This window comes from Blautia sp. 1033sp1_1033st1_G9_1033SCRN_220408, assembly GCF_040929965.1.
Classification (GTDB): Bacteria; Bacillota; Clostridia; order Lachnospirales; family Lachnospiraceae; genus Blautia_A; species Blautia_A ammoniilytica.
This window is the reverse complement of sequence record NZ_JBFKZO010000032.1, coordinates 1-22,616: the sequence shown is the minus strand read 5'-3', so window position 1 is coordinate 22,616 and position 22,616 is coordinate 1. Positions and strand designations below refer to the sequence as shown.

The 22,616-nt window shown below is 43.9% G+C and carries 18 protein-coding genes, 1 pseudogene and 1 riboswitch; of the genes and pseudogenes, 15 read left to right on the top strand and 4 right to left on the bottom strand.

The features are described 5' to 3' along the window. Nucleotides 1-215: 215 nt before the first annotated feature. Nucleotides 216-788 carry a TIGR00730 family Rossman fold protein gene (locus tag AB5916_RS16310; protein ID WP_368191865.1) on the bottom strand — a complete coding sequence of 191 codons (573 nt, stop codon included), beginning with the start codon at nt 786-788 and terminating at the stop codon, nt 216-218. Nucleotides 789-1,360: 572 nt separating this feature from the next. Between AB5916_RS16310 and AB5916_RS16305 the strand changes: the two genes are divergently transcribed. From AB5916_RS16305 to AB5916_RS16240, 14 genes and pseudogenes are all read left to right on the top strand, one after another. Continuing rightward, nucleotides 1,361-4,567 carry a right-handed parallel beta-helix repeat-containing protein gene (locus AB5916_RS16305; protein ID WP_368191863.1) on the top strand — a complete coding sequence of 1,069 codons (3,207 nt, stop codon included), beginning with the start codon at nt 1,361-1,363 and terminating at the stop codon, nt 4,565-4,567. 200 nt (nt 4,568-4,767) lie between these two features. Further along, nucleotides 4,768-5,946 carry a PLP-dependent aspartate aminotransferase family protein gene (locus tag AB5916_RS16300; RefSeq protein ID WP_368191862.1) on the top strand — a complete coding sequence of 393 codons (1,179 nt, stop codon included), beginning with the start codon at nt 4,768-4,770 and terminating at the stop codon, nt 5,944-5,946. Further along, complete coding sequence (locus AB5916_RS16295; RefSeq protein ID WP_368191860.1) at nt 5,927-7,108, top strand: MalY/PatB family protein; 1,182 nt, start codon at nt 5,927-5,929, stop codon at nt 7,106-7,108. Before AB5916_RS16300 ends, AB5916_RS16295 begins: the two co-directional genes overlap by 20 nt. A gap of 266 nt (nt 7,109-7,374) precedes the next feature. Further along, nucleotides 7,375-10,683, top strand: coding sequence for a hypothetical protein (locus AB5916_RS16290; protein WP_368191858.1), 3,309 nt, complete (start codon nt 7,375-7,377; stop codon nt 10,681-10,683). A 112-nt stretch (nt 10,684-10,795) separates the two neighbouring features. After that, nucleotides 10,796-12,013: pseudogene (locus AB5916_RS16285) on the top strand (endonuclease Q family protein); the annotation flags it as partial. A gap of 74 nt (nt 12,014-12,087) precedes the next feature. Continuing rightward, a complete protein-coding gene (locus tag AB5916_RS16280; protein ID WP_368191857.1) occupies nt 12,088-12,552 on the top strand; it encodes a metallophosphoesterase in 465 nt (154 codons plus the stop codon). Between the two features lie 59 nt (nt 12,553-12,611). Next, on the top strand, nt 12,612-13,124 hold the full coding sequence (locus AB5916_RS16275; RefSeq protein ID WP_368191855.1) for a hypothetical protein: 513 nt from the start codon (nt 12,612-12,614) through the stop codon (nt 13,122-13,124). Between the two features lie 61 nt (nt 13,125-13,185). Beyond that, nucleotides 13,186-13,551 (top strand): CidA/LrgA family protein, encoded by a 366-nt coding sequence (locus tag AB5916_RS16270; RefSeq protein WP_158422757.1) that lies wholly within the window; start codon nt 13,186-13,188, stop codon nt 13,549-13,551. Further along, nucleotides 13,548-14,240, top strand: a complete 693-nt coding sequence (locus AB5916_RS16265; RefSeq protein WP_173726793.1) for an LrgB family protein — start codon at nt 13,548-13,550, stop codon at nt 14,238-14,240. Before AB5916_RS16270 ends, AB5916_RS16265 begins: the two co-directional genes overlap by 4 nt. Before the next feature lie 348 nt (nt 14,241-14,588). Beyond that, complete coding sequence (locus tag AB5916_RS16260; protein WP_158422759.1) at nt 14,589-14,861, top strand: hypothetical protein; 273 nt, start codon at nt 14,589-14,591, stop codon at nt 14,859-14,861. Between the two features lie 11 nt (nt 14,862-14,872). After that, nucleotides 14,873-15,862 (top strand): YafY family protein, encoded by a 990-nt coding sequence (locus AB5916_RS16255; RefSeq protein WP_173726794.1) that lies wholly within the window; start codon nt 14,873-14,875, stop codon nt 15,860-15,862. Then, nucleotides 15,852-16,841 (top strand): biotin--[acetyl-CoA-carboxylase] ligase, encoded by a 990-nt coding sequence (locus AB5916_RS16250; RefSeq protein ID WP_317258473.1) that lies wholly within the window; start codon nt 15,852-15,854, stop codon nt 16,839-16,841. Before AB5916_RS16255 ends, AB5916_RS16250 begins: the two co-directional genes overlap by 11 nt. A gap of 30 nt (nt 16,842-16,871) precedes the next feature. Next, on the top strand, nt 16,872-18,026 hold the full coding sequence (locus AB5916_RS16245) for an alanyl-tRNA editing protein (protein ID WP_368191852.1): 1,155 nt from the start codon (nt 16,872-16,874) through the stop codon (nt 18,024-18,026). Between the two features lie 11 nt (nt 18,027-18,037). Next, a complete protein-coding gene (locus AB5916_RS16240; RefSeq protein ID WP_368191850.1) occupies nt 18,038-18,919 on the top strand; it encodes an amidohydrolase family protein in 882 nt (293 codons plus the stop codon). A 2-nt stretch (nt 18,920-18,921) separates the two neighbouring features. Here the strand turns inward: AB5916_RS16240 and AB5916_RS16235 are convergent, their stop codons facing one another. Beyond that, nucleotides 18,922-20,085 (bottom strand): hypothetical protein, encoded by a 1,164-nt coding sequence (locus AB5916_RS16235; protein WP_368191848.1) that lies wholly within the window; start codon nt 20,083-20,085, stop codon nt 18,922-18,924. 136 nt (nt 20,086-20,221) lie between these two features. After that, nucleotides 20,222-20,326: riboswitch (THF riboswitch) on the top strand. 86 nt (nt 20,327-20,412) lie between these two features. On the opposite strand from AB5916_RS16235, the gene AB5916_RS16230 reads away from it, so the two are divergent. Continuing rightward, nucleotides 20,413-20,973: a folate family ECF transporter S component gene (locus AB5916_RS16230; protein ID WP_158422764.1), complete on the top strand. Its 561-nt coding sequence runs from the start codon at nt 20,413-20,415 to the stop codon at nt 20,971-20,973. Nucleotides 20,974-21,120: 147 nt separating this feature from the next. On the opposite strand, the gene AB5916_RS16225 is transcribed toward AB5916_RS16230, so the two are convergent. Together AB5916_RS16225 and AB5916_RS16220 are read right to left on the bottom strand one after the other, a co-directional pair. Further along, nucleotides 21,121-21,882: a GNAT family N-acetyltransferase gene (locus AB5916_RS16225; RefSeq protein ID WP_368191846.1), complete on the bottom strand. Its 762-nt coding sequence runs from the start codon at nt 21,880-21,882 to the stop codon at nt 21,121-21,123. Nucleotides 21,883-21,905: 23 nt separating this feature from the next. After that, nucleotides 21,906-22,538, bottom strand: coding sequence for an SGNH/GDSL hydrolase family protein (locus AB5916_RS16220; protein ID WP_368191844.1), 633 nt, complete (start codon nt 22,536-22,538; stop codon nt 21,906-21,908). Between the last annotated feature and the right edge of the window lie 78 nt (nt 22,539-22,616).

The following is a 22,616-nucleotide window of genomic DNA, read 5'->3' as shown; positions in this document are numbered from 1 at the left end:
GCCAATCATGCTCAATTTCATCTGCAACTTGCTTGTTTTTTAGGATGAAGATACTTCTCTACACAAAAATACATCATCAGCTTGCTTCTTCTTATACTTGAGGATGTTTTCTGTTGTCAAAACGCATCTTCATTCGCTGAATTTTCGACCTTGCAGATACATCATTGATCAATGCCATAACATCCGGTAGTTATATAGCTTGAAAAATCAGCTTTTCAGGATTGATAAATGGTTTCCGTGTTCTCTTTTTCACGGTCTGATTCTAAAATCCGCTTAATATCCTCAAGGCTTTCAGCAAAATAAATCCCTTCCTGCCGTTCTCTGGAAGAAAGCTCATTTTCAATCATATGGTCCAGAAGCATTTTTAAACCATTATAATAACCGTCCAGATTATAGAGAATGCATGGGGCGTTCAGATGTTTTAAAGATACCTTTGACATGACTTCGGAGATTTCTTCCAGTGTTCCTGTTCCTCCGGGGAACGCAATAAAGGCGTCTCCCAGCTGGATCATTTTAGTCTTACGCTCTGTCATATCTTTAGTCACGATCAGTTTGGTCAATCCATCGTGCTGGATCTCGCTGTCAATAAAGAACTGTGGTTCAACACCTGTTACTTCACCGCCTGCATTCAACACACTGTCGGCAATTGCACCCATCAACCCGGATTTGGAACCACCGTAGACCAGTGCATTTCCGCTGGTACCGATCCATTGTCCCAATTCCTGGACTGCGCTTTGCAGCCGTGGGTTATTTCCTTTATTTGCACCAAGATAGACAGTAATATTCATCTGAGATTTCCTCCAATACGATTTGCGATTTCCGTTAATATGATTTGCAATTTTCATCAATACTATCTGCGATTGTCGCCAATGCTATTTTGAATGGTTTGGGGACAAATGCTCTGGTAATATAAAAAATCATGCTTATATGGATTGTTCCGTACTTTGCACTTGCCACTGTAATCATATTATGCAAAGAAGCTGAGGCGTTGTCAATGGTTCACAGATTTTGAGGTATTGCAGAAATATTGTACAAATGAAATGAATATTAAGTATAGTTCTAACTATATAAACAATACATGAAAATCAAGTATTATACAATTAAAGTGCTTATTGTATATAAAAATGATTTTATAATGAATACAAATACAGAAACAAAGCGATAAAATACATAAAATGATTGAAAATCGGATGAGATTTAGATATAATAAATATACATGCAGAGAGTAGCAGTAATATTTCTCGGAGGATGGAAATATATATACTGATGCGTCTGAAACCAGGAACCAGGGAACCTGGCAACTGAAAACCGGAAAAAGGAAACTGAAAAGGAATAGGAAGAAAAAGAAAGAGGTGAAGGTATGAAGAGAAAACGACTTCAAAAAATGATTGCTTTGGCGGTTTGTACAGCTGTGATAACGACCATGGGTGGTTTTTCTGCGGCTGCAGAAGAAGTCTATGAAGTGGCTGCGGATGAAGAGACCGTCACAGATGTGCCGGCGGAGCCTGAGACAGAAGACATCTTCCAGGAGGTTGGCGAGGATGAAGAACAGCCGTTTCAGCAGATCCAGGAGGGGAATGAAGAGACAGATGTTCTGTTTGGCGATGGAACTGTTATAGAGGAATTCTCTTCCGGAGAAGCGACAACGGATATTCAATATGGAAGTCTGAGCAAGGTATATCTGGATCCTGCTGGCGGTTCAGATACCAACAGCGGAGAAGCCAGTGATCAGGCTGTTCAGACGATCGATCAGGCTTTATCCCTGATTGAGGAGAATGGAACGATTTATCTGATAAGCAGTCTTACGCTGAATGACAAAAAGGATCATCGTTGGTCGAAAGTAACGATTCGTCCGGCAGATACTTTGGCAGATGACGAATCTAAACCAATGATACAGATCTTAAAAGGTACTGGCCTGGCACTTGATGAAGTGAATATCAGCAATATCAAGGAATCCGGGGGTTCCTGGCTTGGCAAGACTCTGCTGGAAAAAACAGGTGAAGGTGTACTGACCATAGGAACAGGTACTACGCTGGTATGTGACGCGAAGGTCAAGCATGCAATTTACACAAATAAAGAATCTGGTGCGTATGATACGTATGCTACTTTGAGGATAAACGGTGGCTCGATCCAGGGAGCTGACAGGACGAATTATGATGAACAGACCGCATTGGTTACTGTATGGTATGGGACAGCGGAGATGAGTGGCGGATCGATTACCGGGAATACTGCACATTACGGTGGCGGCATTTATTTATATAAGGCTCGTTTTTTCATGAGTGGCGGACAGATCTCCGGTAACAAAGCAAGGCATGGCGGAGGCATCTATGGGGAAAACGGCTCCACCGTGACGCTTTCCGGCGGCCGTATTGCGGATAACCAAGCCGGTGACGGCGGTGGTGTTTATCTATGGGGTTCAGACCTTAAGATGGATTGTACAGAACCGGATGGCCAGCCCTGCGTGATCGAAAAGAATACTGCAACTGCAGATACTCTTAATGATGTTTATGGCCAGGGCGGCGGTGTTTATTTAGGTGATGGGAGAGCTCTGTTGGGCAAGGGTACCATACAGGGAAATAAGGCTGAACCACAAATTAAATATGATGAAGATGGAGAAGTGATCGGTTCTACCGGCGGCATGGGCGGCGGTGTTCATGCCTTTAATGGCAGCATTGAGCTGACTGCCGCACGGATCTGCAATAACCAGACGTTTACAGGCGGTGGCATTTTTACGCAGAGTACAGAAGTGATAGATGCATTGAAGATGACCGGCGGAGAGATCACAGGGAATGCGGCAGCCCGTATGGGAGCAGGCATCTGCGCCAGTCTGTGGTATCCGAATGATTATTATGATGGCAGCGGACAGGTGATCGCTCATCTGAATATGGATCTGGAGATCAGTGGCGGCAAGATCAGCGGCAATATGTCAGGAGAAGGCGAAAACGTGGATGAAAATGCCATTACCCTGGATCTGGTCTGCTATTCTGAATTTGATGAGAATGTGAAATTCCCAACCCTGCATCTTAGCGGTTCACCGGAGATTAAAGGATATGTGATGCTGATGGATTATTCTGATCCAGTGTGCAGCCCCAAGGTAGTGGTTGATGATACCTTTACACCAGTTAATCCTGTGGAGATGAAAGGCGCATATTGTGAGCCTGGTGTGGTGGCAGTGAAATGGAAGGATGGATTAACACCGGATGCATCACTCTTTACCGTTGACAAAGGATTTGGCTCCGAATTAAAGCTGAACGGGCAGACCTTGACATGGGTAGAAAGAGTAAGGGTTACTTTCTACTGGACAGAAAAACAGGGTGACAGGTATTATCGAAGAAATAAAAATTTATATATCTTACCAGGAAATAAAGTGGATCCGTCAGAAATCCCAGCTCAGACAGAGCTTCCAGGATATACGTTCAAAGGATGGGTAGATGTTGACGATCATGACTGGACGCCGGATATGGAGATCACCGAAAGTATCAGGCTGTACGAAAATTGGTCGTTGAATGCTCCGTCTGTAACATTAACAGCAGACCGGGAGAACAGCTGCTTTACCTTACCTGTAACACTGACTGCCCGGGCATCTCATGAAATAAGCACAGCAAAATTAACTTATCAGTGGTACAAGGATGGTACTTTACTTGATGGGCTGACAGAGGCAGAGTGTAAGGTATCAGAGCCAGGCGAGTACAAAGTAGTGGTTACAGTCACGAGCGGCACTTTTATTGCAACGAAGGATACGGTGCTCACTATTTCCCAAAAGGACCACGAATATACATGGAAATTTGATGATAAGGCACATTGGCAGATCTGCAATCTGGATGGTGAGACGACAGAGTCCAAAGGCCATACCTTCGGTGAATGGAAGATTGTAAAGGAAGCTGCTGTATCAGTTACGGGAGAAAAGGAACGCACATGTACGGTATGCGGATATAAGGAAACAGAGGTGCTCGCAGCACTTCCGGCCCCAACACCTACGCCTACAGTGACACCTCCAACACCGACTCCTGTACCGGCACAGGCTCCGGTTCATCTCTCTAGACTTACAAGCAAGAAGACATCTATAACTATAAAATGGAATAAGATCAAGGGCGCTTCCGGATATAAGATTTACGGAAGCAAATGCGGCAAAGATTACAAACTTCTGAAAACAGTAAAAGGAAGCACCACCAAATGGACCCACAAGGATCTTAAGGCAAATACTTATTACAAGTATTATGTGACTGCATACAAGACGGTAAATGGCAAACAGACCATTCTTTCTAAAACACCGGCTATGCATATTCCAACAACCGGCGGCAAGTTCAGCAAAGTAACGGCTGTTAATGTTAAGAAAGAAAGCATTACCCTGAAAAAGGGCAGGAAGACATCCGTTAAGGCCAGTGTAGTGAATTCAGATGGAAAAGTCGTAAAACATGTGGCTGTACTGCGTTATATGAGCAGTAATAAAAAGGTAGCAACGGTGAACAGTAAGGGAGTGATCACTGCCCAGGGAAAAGGCAAGTGTACGATTTACTGTTATGCCCAGAATGGACTTCGCAAGAGTGTGAAGGTAACTGTAAAGTAGGCTCAGCAGAGGCACCTGGCAGAGAACTTCGGTTTTCCGCCAGGTGTTTTTTGGTAATGAAAGCTTCACAATACCAAAAGGGATAAGGAAAAAACTATAAGTAATAACAGGTAAAATGAATTATACAAACCATTTTTCCTTTGCTATCATTATATCAGCTTATAAATAATATAAAATTGATAGGAATAAGAGGAATTAAAATGGCGAGAGAAATAGAAACAAAGTGTCTTCACTTAGAAGAAGAGGAAGGTTGTTGTAACAATTATGGATCCATCAGCTATCCGATTTACCAGACAGCAACCTATGCACATGAAGGAGTGGGCAGAAGTACAGGTTTTGATTACAGCAGATTACAGAATCCAACAAGAGAGCATCTGGAAAAGGTGGTGGCATCCCTGGAGAACGGCATTGATGCACTGGCCTTTTCTTCAGGAATGGCAGCAATCTCTCTATTGATGGAGATTTTTAAGCCAGGAGATCACCTGATCGCAGATGCAGATCTGTATGGAGGAAGCATCCGGCTTTTTGACCATGTATCTTCCAAGAACGGAATTTCTTTTTCCAGAGTGGACTGTCATAAGGTGAATGTGGAAGATTATATTCAGGAAAACACAAAAGCCATCTATATTGAAACACCTACCAATCCGATGATGAATGTAACAGACATTCAGGCACTTTCTAAGATTGCCAGAAAGCATGATCTTCTTCTTATTGTAGACAATACCTTTTTATCCCCGTATTTCCAGAATCCGCTGGATCTTGGGGCAGACATTGTGGTACACAGCGGTACCAAATATCTGGGTGGACATAACGATACACTTGCCGGATTTCTGATAACAAACAGGGAAGACATTAGTGAGAAATTTCGTTTTCTGATCAAAACAACCGGCGCCGGGCTGGCTCCGCTGGACAGCTGGCTGCTCCTTCGGGGGATCAAGACCTTGGGGGTGCGTATGGATCGAGCCCAGGAAAATGCCATTGCCATTGCACAGTGGCTGAAAAAACAGAAAGCAGTGACCAAAGTGATCTATCCGGGACTTCCTGAGCACCCTGGATATGAGATCATGAAAAAGCAGGCCAGAGGCTTTGGCGCAATGCTTACTTTCCAACTGGAAAGTAAAGAATTTGCTCTTGCAATTCTGGAAAATGTCCGTATGATTAAATTTGCAGAAAGTCTTGGAGGAGTGGAAACATTGATCACTTATCCAACTACACAGACCCATGCAGATGTTCCAAAAGAGATCAGGGAAAAGAACGGGATCACCGAAGCAACCCTGCGTTTATCTGTTGGTATTGAAAATATCAAAGACCTGATCGCTGAACTGGAAAAAGTATTCAAAGAAACAGAAGGAGAACTTTATGCCAGAGAGAAATCTTGATTTTAACAGGATCATTAACAGAAAAAACACCAATTGTCTGAAGTATGACTTTGCAGAAAAAAGGGGTATGCCGGCAGATGTGCTGCCACTGTGGGTGGCAGATATGGATTTTGAAACATCTTCTTATATAGAGGATGCACTTGTAGAACGTGCAAAAGAGGGAATTTTTGGATACAGTGAAGTGAAAACACCTTATTTTGAAGCAGTACATAACTGGATCCGGGAACGTCATGGATGGGATACCAGGGAAGAGTGGCTTGTAAAGACGCCAGGCGTGGTGTTTGCTCTTGCCATGGCTGTAAAAGCTTATACAGAGCCGGGGGATAGTGTACTGATCCAGTCTCCGGTTTATTATCCGTTTTCTGAAGTGATCACGGATAATAACAGAAAGGTAGTCAGCAATGATCTGTACCTTGGAGAAGATAACCGCTATCATATGGATTTTCAGGATTTTGAGAAAAAGATCGCAGATGAAAAGATAAAGCTTTTCTTTTTGTGCAATCCCCATAACCCGGTAGGCAGGGTATGGACGAAAGACGAACTGATCCGTGTGGGAGATCTTTGTGTGAAATACGGAGTAACGGTAGTCAGCGATGAGATCCACCAGGACTTTGTGTTCAAGGGAAAACATCAGGTTTTTGCAGGGCTGAAAAAGAAATATGAGGATATTACGGTTACTTGTACAGCGCCAAGCAAAACCTTTAATCTGGCAAGTATGCTTATTTCCAATATTTTTATTCCCAATCCAGGTTTGCGCCGCAGGTTCCGGAAGCAGATGGACGCAGCTGGCATGAGCCAGCTGGGTATCCTTGGGCTGGTGGCCTGTGAAACTGCATACACAAAGGGCAGTCAGTGGTATGAAGCCATGCATGCATATGTGAAAGAAAATATTGAATTTACCAGAAAATATGTGGAAGAAAAGCTGCCAGGCGTGAAGATGACAGACCATGAAGGAACCTATCTGGTATGGCTGGACTTCAGGGAAACAGGACTATCTGTGGAGGAATTGGAGCATCGGATCATCTACAAAGCCGGTCTGTGGCTGGACAGCGGGACGATCTTCGGCGATCTGGGGCGTGGATTTCAGAGAGTGAATGTAGCCTGTCCCAGGGCGACTCTGACAGAGGCACTGGAACGGATCCGCCGGGCCTTCATAGATTAAGAAGGTTTTGGGTTATTCACTGTATTAAAAGAAATGTTAGATATTTACCCCAAATTTACAAATGTACACAGTGAATCTTTGTATAAATAGGTTGAAATGCATGAAAATACTTGAAATAGCTGGGATAAAATGGTATTCTTACACTAAATGCAGGAGGATCATTTTGTAGACATATGAAAGAAATGTGGATCATATAATAATTGTATGTCCGCAGATTTGTATGCAAGATGATACCTATGCAGAATTCTTTTCTAGGAGGGAAAGTAATGAAGAAAGATCTTAAGACTCTTAACAGATCACTGGCAATTGCCATTGCAGCAGCAATGACTATGACATCTGTTCCTAGCACACTTTTTGCTGCTGATTTTACAGACAGCGATGTGGCAGTAGAAGCAGTTGAGCCAGAAGAGACAGAGGCACCGGTGGATGTAGAGGAAGAGCCGGCAGTAGAAGAAGCAACAGAGTTCAGCAGCGATGCGGCAGAAACAGAGGATGTTTTCTCTGATCATGTATCCGAGGAGGCAACCGTAGATACTGCAGATGTACAGGTTGGTACTCCTGGCACACCTGCTAAGGTAACCGGTCTTTATATTGACACAGATAAGGATTATGTGTCTTCTCCGGTGCTTCGCTGGAATACAGTAGAGGGTGCATACAAATATGAATTTGCTGTAACAGATGCAGCCGGGAATGAGTATGGATATGTTTCCACGGACAGCAAGACTGGCAAATATGTGTTTAGATATGCTTCTAAGGATTGGGCCAGTGCAATGCCATCATATGACGTGACTAATCTGGCAGGACAGTATGCATATAAGATTGCAGCAGATGGCTCTGATTACGAGAGTATATATGCAGATGCAGAGAAGAAGGTACTTCTTAAATCTCTTTCAGCTGGACAGACTTATAATATCCGTGTACGTGCAGTGAACCGTTATCAGGATCCTGCAACTCCAAATGCAGAGGCTGTAGAGACTGTTGGTGAGTGGTCTGATCCGGTAGCTTACGCAGTTCCTGCAACATATGCTCCTGTACAGCTTACCAATTTAAGATATGCATCTGAGGATGATGATAATCTGTATTTTGCATATGATGGTGCTGTTACAGCAGGATCTGTTCATGGACAGTACACATCCGATCCAGATTATGCAAATCTGTATGAATGGGAATGGGAGGATGCATATGCAGATGCATCCAAGACTACATTGGCTATTTCCAAGAGTGATCTTGAAAGCGGAAAGACCTATTATCTCCGTGTGATCAACCGTGTAAATGGTAATTCCCTCACAGATGCACAGGGCAAGGACGTTTGGTCTAATGTAATTGCATTCACCTATACTGCAAAACAGGCAGATCCACTTAAAACAATTACAGGTCTGACCATGTACAACGAAGGACGAGATTCCTACAGTTTCCGTTTTGATCCGGTGCTTGAAGAAGATGATAAATGGGAACTTCAGTGGTCCAAGGATCCAAACTTTGTAACGGATGTACAGAGCAGCGCTAAGGGTACTTATGTATCAAAATATTCTATGGAAACAGGTGCGACATATTATGTAAGAGCCATTACTTATAAGTATGGCGCAAAGGGTATAGAGTATGGTACACCGTCCAATATCGTTACGATTGTCAAAGCAAAAGAGCCTACCGCATCCAATCTGGTTCTTGCTGAAAAGACAGAAGACGGATATGTTTTCAAATATACTGGAAATATTAAGCTTCCAAACAGCGGTATCCAGTTGTGGATCTCCAAGGATCCTGGATTTTCAAATAATCCTTCACTGACCAAGCTGAGAACAAATTCCGATGGCGAGGAACAGTTTACTCTCTATAACAGTTATTTTGAGCCAGGCTATACTTACTATGTACGTATCAGACCATACAGTGAAGACAGCAGCCTTGAAGATTCCAATAAGGCAGATGAGACATGGTATGGAGCATTTTCCAATACTGTAACCGTATCTCCAAAGGTTTCTGATGTAAACGTAACTGCAGAGGTTGCTTCTACAAGCATTACTCTTACTGCAACTGCAGAGGATCCTTCTTACGCAACAGGATATCAGTTCCAGAAGAAGGTTGGCAAGAAATACCAGAATCTTGGAAAGACTACAAATGGTATTTACACAGATAAGAAGCTGAAACCTAATACTGCTTATACTTACCGTGTACGTGCTTACTATGTAAGCGAGAAGACAGGCAAGACTTCTTATGGTGCATGGAAGACTTATACAACTCTTACCTGGGGCGGCAATCTGAATGTGAGAGCAGTTGCAAAAGGTAAGACATCTGTAAAGCTTACCTGGAATAAGCTGAAAGGCGCACAGGGATACGAGGTATTCCGTACTGTAACAGATTCCTATGGAAAGAGCTACAGCGCAGACCAGGGAAGAACCAATACCTATGAAAAGTGGACACTTGTAAAAGACATCAAGAAAGCATCCGCAAAGACCTACACTGTGAAACGTCTTGCTGCAGGACAGGATTACAGATTTAAAGTACGTGCATACAAAGTTGTAAATGGAAAGAAATACTATATTGAAGACGAAGATAGCTGTACATTAGATTTTGCATTATGGATTGTTTCCAGCAAGCAGAATGCAAATGGTACATTAAAACTTACCTGGAATCCGGTTTATGCTGGTAATGGCTATCTGATTGAGAAGAAAAATCAGGATACAGGCGTATGGGAAGCATATAAGACTATTACAAGGGCAGCAACTTCTTCTTTTACCTTCCCGGCAGCAAATGGACAGACAGATACTTACAGGATCCGTGCATATAAGAACGGTAACCCGAAGACCTACACTGAGGACTACAGCTTTGAGGTAGATCCATATCTGGCAGCACCTACAGGCGTAAAGGCGACTGTAAATAAAGCAGACGGAAGCATTACTGTTAAATGGAATCCGGTAGCAGGCGCTGATTACTATGAAGTATACAGAACTACAAGAGCTGCATCCACATATAACAAGGATACCAAGACATATTCATATTCATATGGATATGCCAATAGGCTGGACAATTGGGTTGTTGATGCTAATTCCAAATATGGTTATAAGGTTTCTGATGAGGATCTGACAGCTACCACCACCACTGACAGAAAAGTATCATATGTGAATGGCGATGGCATTGAGCAGACATGGTATGAAGGACCGAAGGCAGGCGTTAAGTACTACTATTATGTAGTTGCTGTTAAGAATGGTACTGCTTATGCGGTTAAAGACAGCGGTAAGACTATCGAAAGCGGAAACAGTGCAGCTGCAGCAGCAACTGTAACAAATGTAACAGTTGCAAAGACAAAGATCACTTCCGGCAAAGCAACAAAGGGCAAAGTTACCCTGAAATGGAAGAAAGTTACAGGAGCAGCTGGATATGAAGTATATCGTTCCACAAAGAAGGGCAGCGGATATACCAAGCTGGCTACTATCACAAAGGGCTCTACTGTGAAGCTTACAGACAAGACTGTAAAGGCTGGAAAGAAATACTACTACAAAGTACGTGCGTATAAGACAAACGAGGCTGGTGTAGATGTATATGCAGCTTATTCCGCAGTAAAAACAGTAAAAGCAAAATAATAGATGCACAAGGCAGAAGTGAGCTGCCAGGGCATTCACAGATGTATCAGAAATGATGAAGAACCGTCGCAGGTATGTGCCTGCGGCGGTTTTTTGAAGAGGAGAAAGCAAAATGAAGATGATCGCAGATCTGCATATCCATTCCAGATATTCTATGGCAACCAGTAAAGACGGAAATCCGGAAAATCTGGATCTTTGGGCAAGAAAAAAGGGGATCAGTCTTATTGGAACAGGAGATTTTACCCATTTTGCATGGAGAGAGGAACTTTTGGAAAAACTGATTCCTGCAGAGGATGGGTTGTACCGTTTGAAAGAGGAGTATGTGGCTTTGGAGGCCAGAAAGTATCCGGGAGAAGCACCCAGGTTTGTGATCACCGGGGAGATCAGTTCTGTTTATAAAAAGTACGGGAAGTCAAGAAGAGTTCATAATGTAATTATACTTCCAGGGCTGGAAGCAGCAGATCAGCTGTCAAGCAGACTTGAAAAGATCGGAAATATCCATTCAGACGGAAGACCTATCCTGGGCCTGGACAGCCATGATCTTCTTGAGCTTATGCTGGATATCTGTCCGGAGGGAATGCTGGTACCTGCACATATATGGACACCGCATTATTCAGTATTTGGTGCATTTACCAGATTTCAAAGTATGGAAGAATGTTTTGGCGATCTGACACCTTATGTGCATGCTGTGGAAACGGGGTTATCTTCAGATCCGGCTATGAATTGGCAATTATCCTCGCTGGATGCTTATCAGCTTATTTCCAATTCGGATGCTCATTCTCCGGGAAAGCTGGGGCGGGAGGCAAATCTTCTGGATATAGACAGATCCTATAAGGGACTGTATCAGGCAATCCAGAAGGGGCAGGGGCTTGACGGAACGTTGGAATTTTTTCCTGAAGAAGGAAAGTACCATTACGATGGACACCGAAAATGTGGGATCTGCTTAAGCCCTGAGGAAACAGAGCAATACCATGGGCTTTGCCCGGTTTGTGGGAAAAAGCTGACGATTGGCGTAGAACACAGGATACAGGAACTGGCGGATAGGAAAAAAGGCTTTGTACCAAAGAATGCCAGACACTTTGAGAAACTGGTGCCTTTGCCGGAAGTGATCAGTCAGGTTATGGGATTTTCACCAACAAGTAAAAGGGTTCAGGCAAAATACCAGGAACTGTTGAAAAGTCTGGGATCAGAATTTGACATTTTACGGCAGGTTCCGCTGGAAGACCTTAAAAAAACAGGCGGCGAATTGCTTAGTGAAAGTATTGGATGTATCCGAAGGGGAAATGTGATCTGTCATCCTGGGTATGATGGAGCGTATGGGACTATAGAATTCGGAAACTGAGCAGAAATAAGGAATACGTAACTGTAAAGCTATGTCTTAAAACCAGGAGGAAATAAGGGGAAATGACGGTAAAAATTGGTATTATCTCAGATACTCATGGCCTGTTGCGGCAGGAAGTTGTGGAGAATCTGAAAGACTGCAGGTATATTCTGCATGCAGGAGATGTGACAGATCCTGGAATTTTGGATCAACTGCGGGTAATGGGGGATTTGTATGCAGTTCAGGGAAATAATGATAGAAGCTGGCAGCGTCCGCTTGCCCAAAGTCTGTGGTTTGAGATTGAAGGTGTCCGCTTTTTTATGGTGCACAATAAAAAAGATGTGGCCTGGGATCTAAAAGACCGACAGGTGGTTATTTTTGGACACAGCCATAAATATTTCCAGGAAATAATTGATGGCCGGTTGTGGCTGAATCCGGGAAGCTGCGGCCATTCCCGTTTTGGAGGAGATGTGACCATGGCTGTAATGATTGTAGAAAATGGAAGCTATCAGGTGGAAAAAATCGTGATTCCCACAGTTGCAATTTAAAAGGGACGGAGTATAATAAAAAAACGCAGAAAGTTGTGGCAGATATAAGGAGGGTTGATGTGGATAAAAAGGAATCCAATGTGGATAAAAAGAAATCTGATGTGAATAAAAAGAAAGCCGATGTGAAATTTATTGTTGGAATGGTGATCCTGGTGGCTGTGATGGCAGTTATGTGCGGATCTTTCTGGAAGGTGGTATCTATGCAGGCCGCCAAAGATAAGGAAGATGAGGCCAGACAGGAGCAGGAGGCAATCCGGGCGATCTGTGTAGAGGCAGGAGATGGACTGAAGGAGCAGGTATTTGTGGACATGACTACAAAGACTGTATTCAAGGCAGATATTCCATCTGAGGGGATCTATAACCGTAATGGAAAACTGGTCCAGGGAGATGTACTGGAAAATGGAGATATGATAAAGATTTATGGAGATTCGGTGATGACCAGATCTATACCCGCTCAGTATCCAGGAGTTACAAAAATGCAGAGGATGGGACGGGCAACTCTGGAGGAAGCCCAGCCATATCAGCAGATCGTGGATGATCTTATGGCATCAACAAAGGTTGTAACAGAATAAGCTGTCGTGAATTTCTGAATATTACAAAATTATATTATATACGAAAGAAAGTGTGCACAGAATGAAGTTTTTAAGACAATTTGGAATTATCTTACTGTTGTCAGCTCTTGGGGAGGGGCTTCATGCCTTGCTTCCCTTGCCTGTACCTGCCAGTGTATATGGACTGGTACTGATGCTGGCTGCGCTGATGACTGGTATTATAAAAGTAGGGCAGGTAGAGGAAACGGCGGATTTTCTTATTGAGATCATGCCGGTGATGTTTGTACCGGCAGGTGTAGGATTATTGAATGCCTGGGGGGTGTTGCAGCCAATTTGGGTGCCGGTTGTTATGATCACAGTGATTACTACAGTGATCGTGATGGTAGTAACCGGAAGAGTAACGCAGACTGTAATTGAAAAAGACAGAAAGGGACATGACAGCAAATGACGAATTTTATAGAGAACTCCGTGTTTTTAGGTGCAGTGTTAAGCCTTGTGGCATATGAAGCAGGCATGCTTCTGAAGAGAAAATTCAAACTTGCCATATTTAATCCTCTGCTGATCGCGATTCTGTGTGTGATGGGTGTGCTTTCCCTGCTTGGTGTTGATTATGATACCTACAATGAGGGAGGCAAATATATCAGTTATCTTCTGACCCCGGCAACGGTGTGTCTGGCAGTGCCGTTATACCGTCAGATGAATCTTCTGAAGAAGAATATCAAGGCTGTGGTTCTTGGGATTGTTTCAGGTGTACTGGCAAGCCTTGTAAGTGTACTTGCTTTGGCATGGTTATTCGGGCTTTCCCATGAGGAGTATGTTACGCTTCTTCCAAAGTCCATTACAACAGCGATTGGAATGGGTGTATCTGAGGAACTGGGGGGCATTGTAACCATTACAGTAGCAGTGATCATTATTACAGGTGTTCTGGGCAACATGATCGCAGAAGCTGTGTGCCGGATTGCCAGGATCAATGAGCCTATCGCCAAAGGGCTGGCTCTTGGTACTTCTGCTCATGCCATTGGTACTGCAAAGGCGATGGAGATGGGAGAAGTGGAAGGCGCTATGAGCAGTCTGGCCATTGCAGTGGCAGGACTTCTTACAGTGGTGGGAGCTTCTGTTTTTGTTCAGTTTTTATGATGATACCGATCTATGGCTGTCAGGACTACGGTTCTGGCAGCTTTTTCGTATCTTTTTTGTGGCAGGCATTACAGTTGATATGATGTTGTGGGTAAAAGCCTAAGGCAATGATACCTATGGATTGTTTCGTGCTATGCACTACAACAATCCTACCTTGGTACCGTGATACATAAAAAACGAACAAATATTCGGAAGCTAAATTGTGGATTATTGACGAAATAAACAAATGTTCGAAAAAGAAGAATTTATGCCGTTTTATTGGACTGAATATGTGATATACTCTCAATAAATAGAAAATATGTTCTGAAAATATGTTCGAAAATTAAGCGGAATAAGGGGAGAGAGTATATGTGGGGATCAGAGAAAAGTACAGGCAGACGGGAGATGGCATTTGCACAGGGGACAGTTTCCGGTATGACCAGGAAGTCCGGTGCACACAGAAAGGGAGAGAAGCTTTCCAGGAATATGGCTATGTTTCTCGGTATTATTTTGACTGCGGAGATTATGATCGCAGGGGCCATGGTATTTAATTTTGATTTTAAGGGCGCAGATGTTATTGCCCTGATATTTGCATTTATGGTATTATATTCTGGAGTTGTGGCAATGCTCACAGATAAGTAGGAGATGTGTAGATGCCGAAGTCATTTCATCAAAAGATCAAAATATTATATTTAATGCAGGCATTTTTAGAACGTACAGACAAAGAGCATCCGATGACAATGAAGGATCTGCAGGCATATCTGGCCAATGCAGGGATCAGTGCAGAGCGTAAGACCGTTTATGACGATATAGAGAATTTGCGGGTGTTTGGCTTGGATATAGTGAATCGAAGGGAGAAACCTTCCGGTTTTTATCTGGCACACAGAGAATTTGAACTGGCAGAGCTTAAGCTTTTGGTAGATGCGGTACAGTCCTCCAAGTTTATTACTTCAGGGAAGTCCAGACAGCTGATCAGAAAGCTGGAAGGTCTGGCCAGTGTACACCAGGCAAGGGAACTGCAGAGACAGGTCTGGGTAGAGAACAGGGTTAAGTCCATGAATGAAAGTATCTATCATAATATTGATCAGATCCATCAGGCGATATCCAGTGACCGTCAGATCTGTTTTCAGTATTGTGAGTGGACATTATCCAAGCAATTAAGCCTGAAGCGTAATGGGGAAAGATACAGGATCAGTCCCTGGAAGATGATCTGGAAGGATGAGAATTATTATCTGATCGGACTTGATGAGAAGAGCGGGATCGTGAAGCATTATCGGGTTGATAAGATGCTGAAGATATCGCTGGAGGCAGAAGCGCGCAACGGTAGAGAATTTTTTGAAAGCTTTGATGAGGCCAGATTTGCAGCAGGTACATTCGGTATGTTTGGTGGCCGGGAAGAGGCAGTGGGGCTGAAGTTTGAGAATCGTCTGGTAGGGGTGGTGATTGACCATTTCGGGCAGTCCACGATGATCATTGGTAAAGATGAGAATCATTTTTCCATAAAGGTTCGTGTGAATGTAAGCGGGCAGTTTTTTGGCTGGCTGGCAGGTCTTGGGGCAGGTGTGGAGATCATATCCCCTGAGAATGTACGTTGTGAGTACAGAGACTATCTGAAGAAGGCACTGGCTCATTATGAAGGATAACAGGATGACAGTAAAATCGCGATTATTAGAAATTTTAGAACAGCATAAAGGGGAAGTTTTGTCTGGTGAACATCTGGCTCAGGAACTGAACTGTACAAGGGCAGCGATTTGGAAAGGCGTTAAGTCCCTGCGGGAAGAAGGACACAGGATCCAGGCTGGACCTAATAAGGGATATATGTTAGAAGCAGACAGCAACCGGCTGTCTGTAGAGGGGCTGAAGCTTTATCTGGATCATCCAGATGTGATGGTACGATTGTACGACAGCGTCCCATCCACTAATCAGGCAGCCAAGCTGGCAGCAGTCAGTGGAGATGCTGGTCATGGTTCGCTGGTAGCTGCCCTGGAGCAGACAGAGGGCAGAGGCAGACGAGGCAGGAGTTTTTGCTCACCCAGGGAAGCTGGGTTATATTTCAGTGTTGTACTTCATCCGGGTGAGTCTCTGCAGGAGAGCCTTTTGATCACTACTGCGGCAGCAGTTGCTGTTTACAAGGCTGTTCTTGAAGTATGCGGCATATCTCTTGGAATTAAATGGGTCAATGATCTGTTCAAAGACGGAAAAAAGGTTTGCGGTATACTTACAGAGGCAATGACAGATTTTGAAAGTGGGAATATTGAGTCTGCTATTGTGGGGATTGGTCTGAATCTGTTTCCCGGAGAAGAAATTCCAGAGGAACTGGAAAATATTGCCGGAGCGTTGTATGATACAGAGGAAGAGGCTGGCAGAGCAGACAGGAACAGGCTGATGGCACAGATCGTAAATCATCTGCTGAAGGAAACCGAGGATCTATCCCTTTCGCAAGTGTATATACAGCAGAATTTTATTTTGGGAAGGGAAATACAGATTCAGGATTCTGGAAATCTTCGGAAAGCTACTGCGATGGCTATATGCCCGGATGGCAGACTTCTAGTGAAGGAGGCTGACGGGAGTGAGAGCAAGCTGTCTTACGGAGAAGTATCAGTAGTCCTGCCGGAAGGATAGATAGCCAGACAAAAGTGGAGGATACAGTAGATGACAGAGACACAGAGACTATATTATGAAGACGTATATATCAGGGAATTTCAGGCACAGGTGTTGGCGTGTCAGGCTGCAGGGAAAGGATATGCGATTCTGCTTGACAGAAGTGCTTTTTACCCAGAGGGAGGCGGACAGCCCAGTGATCAGGGAGTTCTTGATTCAGTGAAGGTGACAGAAGTCCATGAGAAGGATGGAGAACTGCTTCACTATACAGATGCACCATTGGAACCAGGAACGCAGGTCACAGGAAGGATCAACTGGCAGCGCAGATTTGATCTGATGCAGCAGCATTCCGGAGAGCATATGGTTAGCGGTCTGGTACATCAGGCATATGGATATGACAATGTAGGCTTTCATATGGGCAGTGATGTGATTACTGTGGATTTTAACGGTATACTTACAGAGGCTCAGATTCGTGAGATAGAACAGCAGGTAAATCAAAAAATCTGGGAGAATGCTGCAGTTGAGATTTTCTATCCGGACAAAGATGCACTGGAAACACTGGATTACAGAAGCAAGAAGGAGCTTAACGGACAGGTAAGGATCGTACGCTTCCCTGGTGTGGATACTTGTGCATGCTGTGGCACACATGTGGCATATACAGGAGAGATTGGCATGGTGAAGCTGCTTTCTGTAGAGAAGTTTCGGGAAGGAGTGCGTATGGAGATGATCTGCGGCCACCGTGTACTGGATTATCTGAATAAGGTGGATGACCAGAATCATCAGATTTCCATGCGTTTGTCTGCCAAAAGTGACCGGACTGCACAGGCAGTAGAACGGCTGCAGGAAGAGAATTTTTCTCTGAAAGGCCGTGTGCAGTCTCTGGAAGAGGGGATGTTTGCTGCAGAGGCAAATAAATGGGCAGGTAAAGGCAATGTACTTCTGTTCCAGCAGAATATGGAGGCTGATAGTCTGAGAAAGCTGACAGATGCAGTGATGCAGACCTGTGGAGGCCGATGTGCAGTCTTTTCATCCAATGCAGATGGCAGCTGTAAATATGCTATGGGAGAAAAGGCCGGGGATCTGCGCCAGTTGACAAAGGATATGAATAATGCCCTGAATGGCAGAGGCGGCGGCAAGCCATTCTTTGTACAAGGCTCTGTCCAGGCAGGAGAGGATCAGATCCGTGAGTTTTTCAGGGAACTGTAAGGAGAGGACAGATGTTTGGAGAATGTCATGCACATCTGATTATGGATGGCCTGAATTACCGCAGGGCAGTGGATCTGCATGCGGATGGGGTAAAGGATAAAGTTATACAGAGCCGATTTCGGCTGTATCAGGAACTGGGGATTTTGTTTGTCCGTGATGGTGGAGATGCAGGGATGGTATCCAAAAGGGCGAAGGAATTGTCAGGAGAATACGGGATTGATTATAGGACACCGGTATTTGCTATTCATAGGAATGGCCACTATGGTGGGATTGTGGGCTGCGGATTTGATACATTAAGAGAATATCATCAGAAGGTGATGGATGCCAAGGCTCTGGGAGCGGACTTTATTAAGATTATGACTACCGGGATTCTGGATTTTAACGATCATGGGAAGATTACCGGCCAGCCGCTGGATAAAGAAGAAGTAAAAGAAATGGTTCATATCGCCCATGAAGAGGGATTTGCAGTGATGAGCCATACAAATGGAGATTACGGAGTTCAAGCAGCCATTGAGGCCGGGGCAGACAGTGTGGAGCATGGGAATTATATAAGTGAAGAAACGATTTCCATGCTGGCGGATAGCAATACCGTGTGGGTGCCTACTCTTGTTACTGTGCGTAATCTTATGGGTAGCGGCAGATATGACAGCCAGATCCTTGCCAGGATTGCAGCACAGGGAGAAGAAAACCTGCGCCTGGCCTATCGGGCAGGCGTGAAAGTGGCACTGGGAAGTGATGGCGGTGCTTATATGGTTCCGCATGGATGGGGACTTATGGACGAATATCATGCATTTCTGGATATCCTTGGAACTTTGGCGAAGGTAGCGGAGATAGATGACTGGCTTACAAAGGGAGAGAAAGAGATCCGTGAGAGATTTAAAAGGGACGCCTGATATCAGGCGTCCTGGATTTTTATAGAAGTATAAATGTTGGATTCTCTGGAAAGAGCAGGGTCAAAGGTAATGTTGATGCCAGCACCTAAAGCGAGGCCGGAAGTGGAAGTGTTTTGAGCATTTTCAGTCAGGCAGGTGACTACCGCACCGTCTCCGGTCTGGATGGTAACAGTATTGGCAGTTGTACCAAGGATTGTGCCGGATACAGTAAAGTTCATCTGATGCTGGCTCATGTTATCCGGGTTGTCTCCGGATACAGAACTGACTGAGATCCCTTCCAGGGATTCACCAGAGAAATCTTCTCCTGTGTAATAAACAGAAACCCCTGAGCCAGGAGCGATTCCACCTGGGAAATAACAGGGCAGCTGGGACAGATCCAGATCTACGCTGGTACTGGAGGTATTTGGTAATACCTGAAGTACATTATTGGAAATACTCTGGATCACACCACGGAACTGTTTGGGAACAGTGGATGGATCCGGTTCTGTCTGATCAGCAGATGGTTCTGGGGTAGGGGTGGGATCCGGAAGCTGGATAGGATCTATGTCAGAGATACTGACTACTTTTACATGGCTGGCATCAAGTACATTGGAAGCATCATCCCCGGATTTTCCGAATTTTCCCTTGAAATGTACATATACCCAGTTACCGGCAGCAATGCCATTCTGGTAATATTGCTGGGTACCTGTGATAGGATACGTAGCTGTCTTTCCGTTTTTGGCTTTTATGGTAATGGTATTAGGGGTAAGGCTGACGATGGCACAGTGCGCAGTCCGATCTTTCAGTTCTTCTGTTTTGTGGAATTCATCTACTACCTTTAAGGCTTTTACTGTACTGGTATCGCTGCCTGTATCAGAAAGCTGTCCCTCATAGATCACGCTGATCTCATCGCCGGAAATCATACCGTCAGAGCATTCCAGAGTGGCCTGAGATACATCAAAGGTATAAGTCTGTTCTTCTGTTTTTAATGTCAGCTGACTGCCTGTAAAATCCTGAAGCATTCCGGTGACTTCGTCCATATAAATCCGAGGTTTGTCAGAAACATTTTCAGAAGCTGTATCAGGATCCTGATGATAGATATATTTTTCAACCAAATCTCCGGCAGTGCAGCCTGCAGCAGTAACAGTACAGCATATGCAAAGACAGAGACAAATTAATTTTTTCATGGAAACCCTCCAATGAAGCAGTGGACCATTGCTGTGAACATGAAATCCTTATAAAAAATAATAAATCCGTTAATATTATAACAAAAACATATTGAAATTTCCAGATATTGTGATATAATCCGATTAAATAAATAATAGCGAAGTAGGAATTTATGCGTTAAGTGTTCATTGGCTGGGGAGTCGCCGTGAAACGAAAAGCATGCGAAAGGCTGCTTACGATATATTTTCCGCACCCGTTGCTACATATGAGAACATCTCATAATGTGGAGGGATTATTATTTATGGTAACTACTCTATTATCAAAAACATTATGGAGGTGTTTTTATTATGCAGAAAAAGCAAACATGGAACGTAAAAACATTGGTATTTATGGCACTTCTTGTTGCCATGCATCTGGTACTTACCAGAGTTCTGGTAATTGACCTGGGAGCATATCGCATTTCAGTAGGAAGTGTATGTACGATTCTGGCAGGATTATGGCTTGGACCAGTAGCAGGCGGTGTATGTGGATTTGCTTCCGATATTATCGGATGTTTTATGAAAGGATATGCTGTGAACCCATTTATTACTGTTGCTGCAATTCTCTGGGGCGTGCTTCCAGCGCTGGTAAGACCTCTTATTGCAAACAAAAAGAAAACCGGTAAGACTGTAGGGATCTGTGTGTCTATTGTTGTGACTGCGATTCTCAGTTCTCTTGTACTTACAACTGCCGGATTGGTAATCATGTTAGGATATAACTTCTATGCGATCATGCCGGGAAGACTGATCCAGTTTGCAATTATGATACCGATTTACTGTGTACTTACCTGCCTGTTGTATTTCAGTCCGCTGACAGCTATGGTTGCAGGCGATGTGGCTCAAGCAGTAATGAAAAAGAAAACCGTTTAATAATACAGCTACACAAATGCCGAAATTATTCGGCTGCTGAACTATAACGATTCCCCAAAATAAGATGCCGATACAGGATCCTTTCCACAGTATAAACTGTTGGATCGATCAGGTATCGGCTTTTTGTATGCGCTAAAACGACTTTGTTTATTTGGATGTGACTGGCTGGACACGGAACCAATAAGTATATATATATTGAAAACCAAGGGATGTATACAATGCTCTGGCAGGATCATTATCTTTTACAACCTGAAGATAAGCATTCTTGGCTCCACGTTGCTGTCCTTCGGCAAGAAGACCGGTACAGATCTGTCTGGCATACCCCCTATGGCGAAATTCTTCTTTCACATGAATGGCGTAGATGCCAATGTAATCCCGGTCCAGAATGCCAAGTCCGGTAGCGATGATCTTTCCGTTGTCCCAGATGGAGGCACAGATCGTATCCTTTACAATAGAGTGATACATGGAAGGAACAACTGCACGGTGGATAGGATTTGCAGTTCCTTTCAAGTCAAAAAGATTTTCAATCCAGACATCTGGAATATCGTCTGTAAAATTTACTTGGCTATAAGGATAACTTAAGTCTGCTGTGGAAGAAAGGTCTGTTACCATAACGTCTGTGGTATGCTGAATCTCATATCCGCGATTTTCAAGAACATAATCAAAATCAGGGGAAACCAGGGGACTGATCTTAAAAATCGCCGGGCTGCCAAGACGGCTGTACTCATTTTCACAGAAAGAGACTTTTTCCCTCCAGGATAACGTAGAAGTGCCGAATTGTTCCACACTGTTGGTTCGGTGTGTATAAAAATAGGAAAAACGGAGGATCCATCCGTCATAAAGTTCCATTTTGTGGGAAGGCCATGCATTTAAAGACATGTCTTCGATTTTTTTTATGCTAGTGTTCATAAATATATCATTCCAATCTTTTTTTAATCCCTGTGTTTTTGCGCTGCTGTGTCATACAGCGTATCACATAATTTTGATGCAATCAGGTGATGACCGGTACAGGTCAGATGTATGCCGTCTGTAGTGAGCTGGTCAATACCGTATCGCAGGGCCGCCTGGTTCAGTTCATCCTGCAGGAGAATGTAAGTAAGCCGTCGTGTGTGCGCTATTTCCTGGATCATGGAAGACATTTGACGGACATAGGGAATCCACAGACGGTAATGGGCAGGCCATGGAAAAACAAATGGCTCCATAAGAATGATCTGCCGGTGGGGTGAATACAGCTGCTCTAACAGCTGGTCATAATCTCTGGAAAAACGATTCATCATCTGTTCCTGCAAGGCGGATGTACGGCAGGTGTTCATCATTAGACCAATGTCATTAATCCCAATCAGAATGGTAATAATCTCTGGCTTCAGCGCTAGGTAAGAATCTGTATTCTGCAGCAGCCGGGAAATGGTAAATCCGTCAATGCCTTTGTTAATGATCTGAAGATCAGGGGAAAATGGGGATAACTGATCCCATAATTGTTTTACATAACCGTTTCCCAGGGGCGGAGTCTGTAAAATCCGTCCGCAATCTGTGATACTGTCTCCAAGACAAAGTAAGGTAGTCATTGTAAATCTCTTTCTATAAATGTTGTAAGTCACTATGATATTCCATTATAACCGTTAATAGGGATGGTGGAAAGAGCA

Bases quoted from the DNA above. Each gene is read 5' to 3' on its own strand.
- AB5916_RS16310 (WP_368191865.1), bottom strand. From the start codon at position 788: ATGAATATTACTGTCTATCTTGGTGCAAATAAAGGAAATAACCCACGG.
- AB5916_RS16305 (WP_368191863.1), top strand. From the start codon at position 1,361: ATGAAGAGAAAACGACTTCAAAAAATGATTGCTTTGGCGGTTTGTACA.
- AB5916_RS16300 (WP_368191862.1), top strand. From the start codon at position 4,768: ATGGCGAGAGAAATAGAAACAAAGTGTCTTCACTTAGAAGAAGAGGAA.
- AB5916_RS16295 (WP_368191860.1), top strand. From the start codon at position 5,927: ATGCCAGAGAGAAATCTTGATTTTAACAGGATCATTAACAGAAAAAAC.
- AB5916_RS16290 (WP_368191858.1), top strand. From the start codon at position 7,375: ATGAAGAAAGATCTTAAGACTCTTAACAGATCACTGGCAATTGCCATT.
- AB5916_RS16280 (WP_368191857.1), top strand. From the start codon at position 12,088: ATGACGGTAAAAATTGGTATTATCTCAGATACTCATGGCCTGTTGCGG.
- AB5916_RS16270 (WP_158422757.1), top strand. From the start codon at position 13,186: ATGAAGTTTTTAAGACAATTTGGAATTATCTTACTGTTGTCAGCTCTT.
- AB5916_RS16265 (WP_173726793.1), top strand. From the start codon at position 13,548: ATGACGAATTTTATAGAGAACTCCGTGTTTTTAGGTGCAGTGTTAAGC.
- AB5916_RS16260 (WP_158422759.1), top strand. From the start codon at position 14,589: ATGTGGGGATCAGAGAAAAGTACAGGCAGACGGGAGATGGCATTTGCA.
- AB5916_RS16255 (WP_173726794.1), top strand. From the start codon at position 14,873: ATGCCGAAGTCATTTCATCAAAAGATCAAAATATTATATTTAATGCAG.
- AB5916_RS16250 (WP_317258473.1), top strand. From the start codon at position 15,852: ATGAAGGATAACAGGATGACAGTAAAATCGCGATTATTAGAAATTTTA.
- AB5916_RS16245 (WP_368191852.1), top strand. From the start codon at position 16,872: ATGACAGAGACACAGAGACTATATTATGAAGACGTATATATCAGGGAA.
- AB5916_RS16240 (WP_368191850.1), top strand. From the start codon at position 18,038: ATGTTTGGAGAATGTCATGCACATCTGATTATGGATGGCCTGAATTAC.
- AB5916_RS16235 (WP_368191848.1), bottom strand. From the start codon at position 20,085: ATGAAAAAATTAATTTGTCTCTGTCTTTGCATATGCTGTACTGTTACT.
- AB5916_RS16230 (WP_158422764.1), top strand. From the start codon at position 20,413: ATGCAGAAAAAGCAAACATGGAACGTAAAAACATTGGTATTTATGGCA.
- AB5916_RS16225 (WP_368191846.1), bottom strand. From the start codon at position 21,882: ATGAACACTAGCATAAAAAAAATCGAAGACATGTCTTTAAATGCATGG.
- AB5916_RS16220 (WP_368191844.1), bottom strand. From the start codon at position 22,538: ATGACTACCTTACTTTGTCTTGGAGACAGTATCACAGATTGCGGACGG.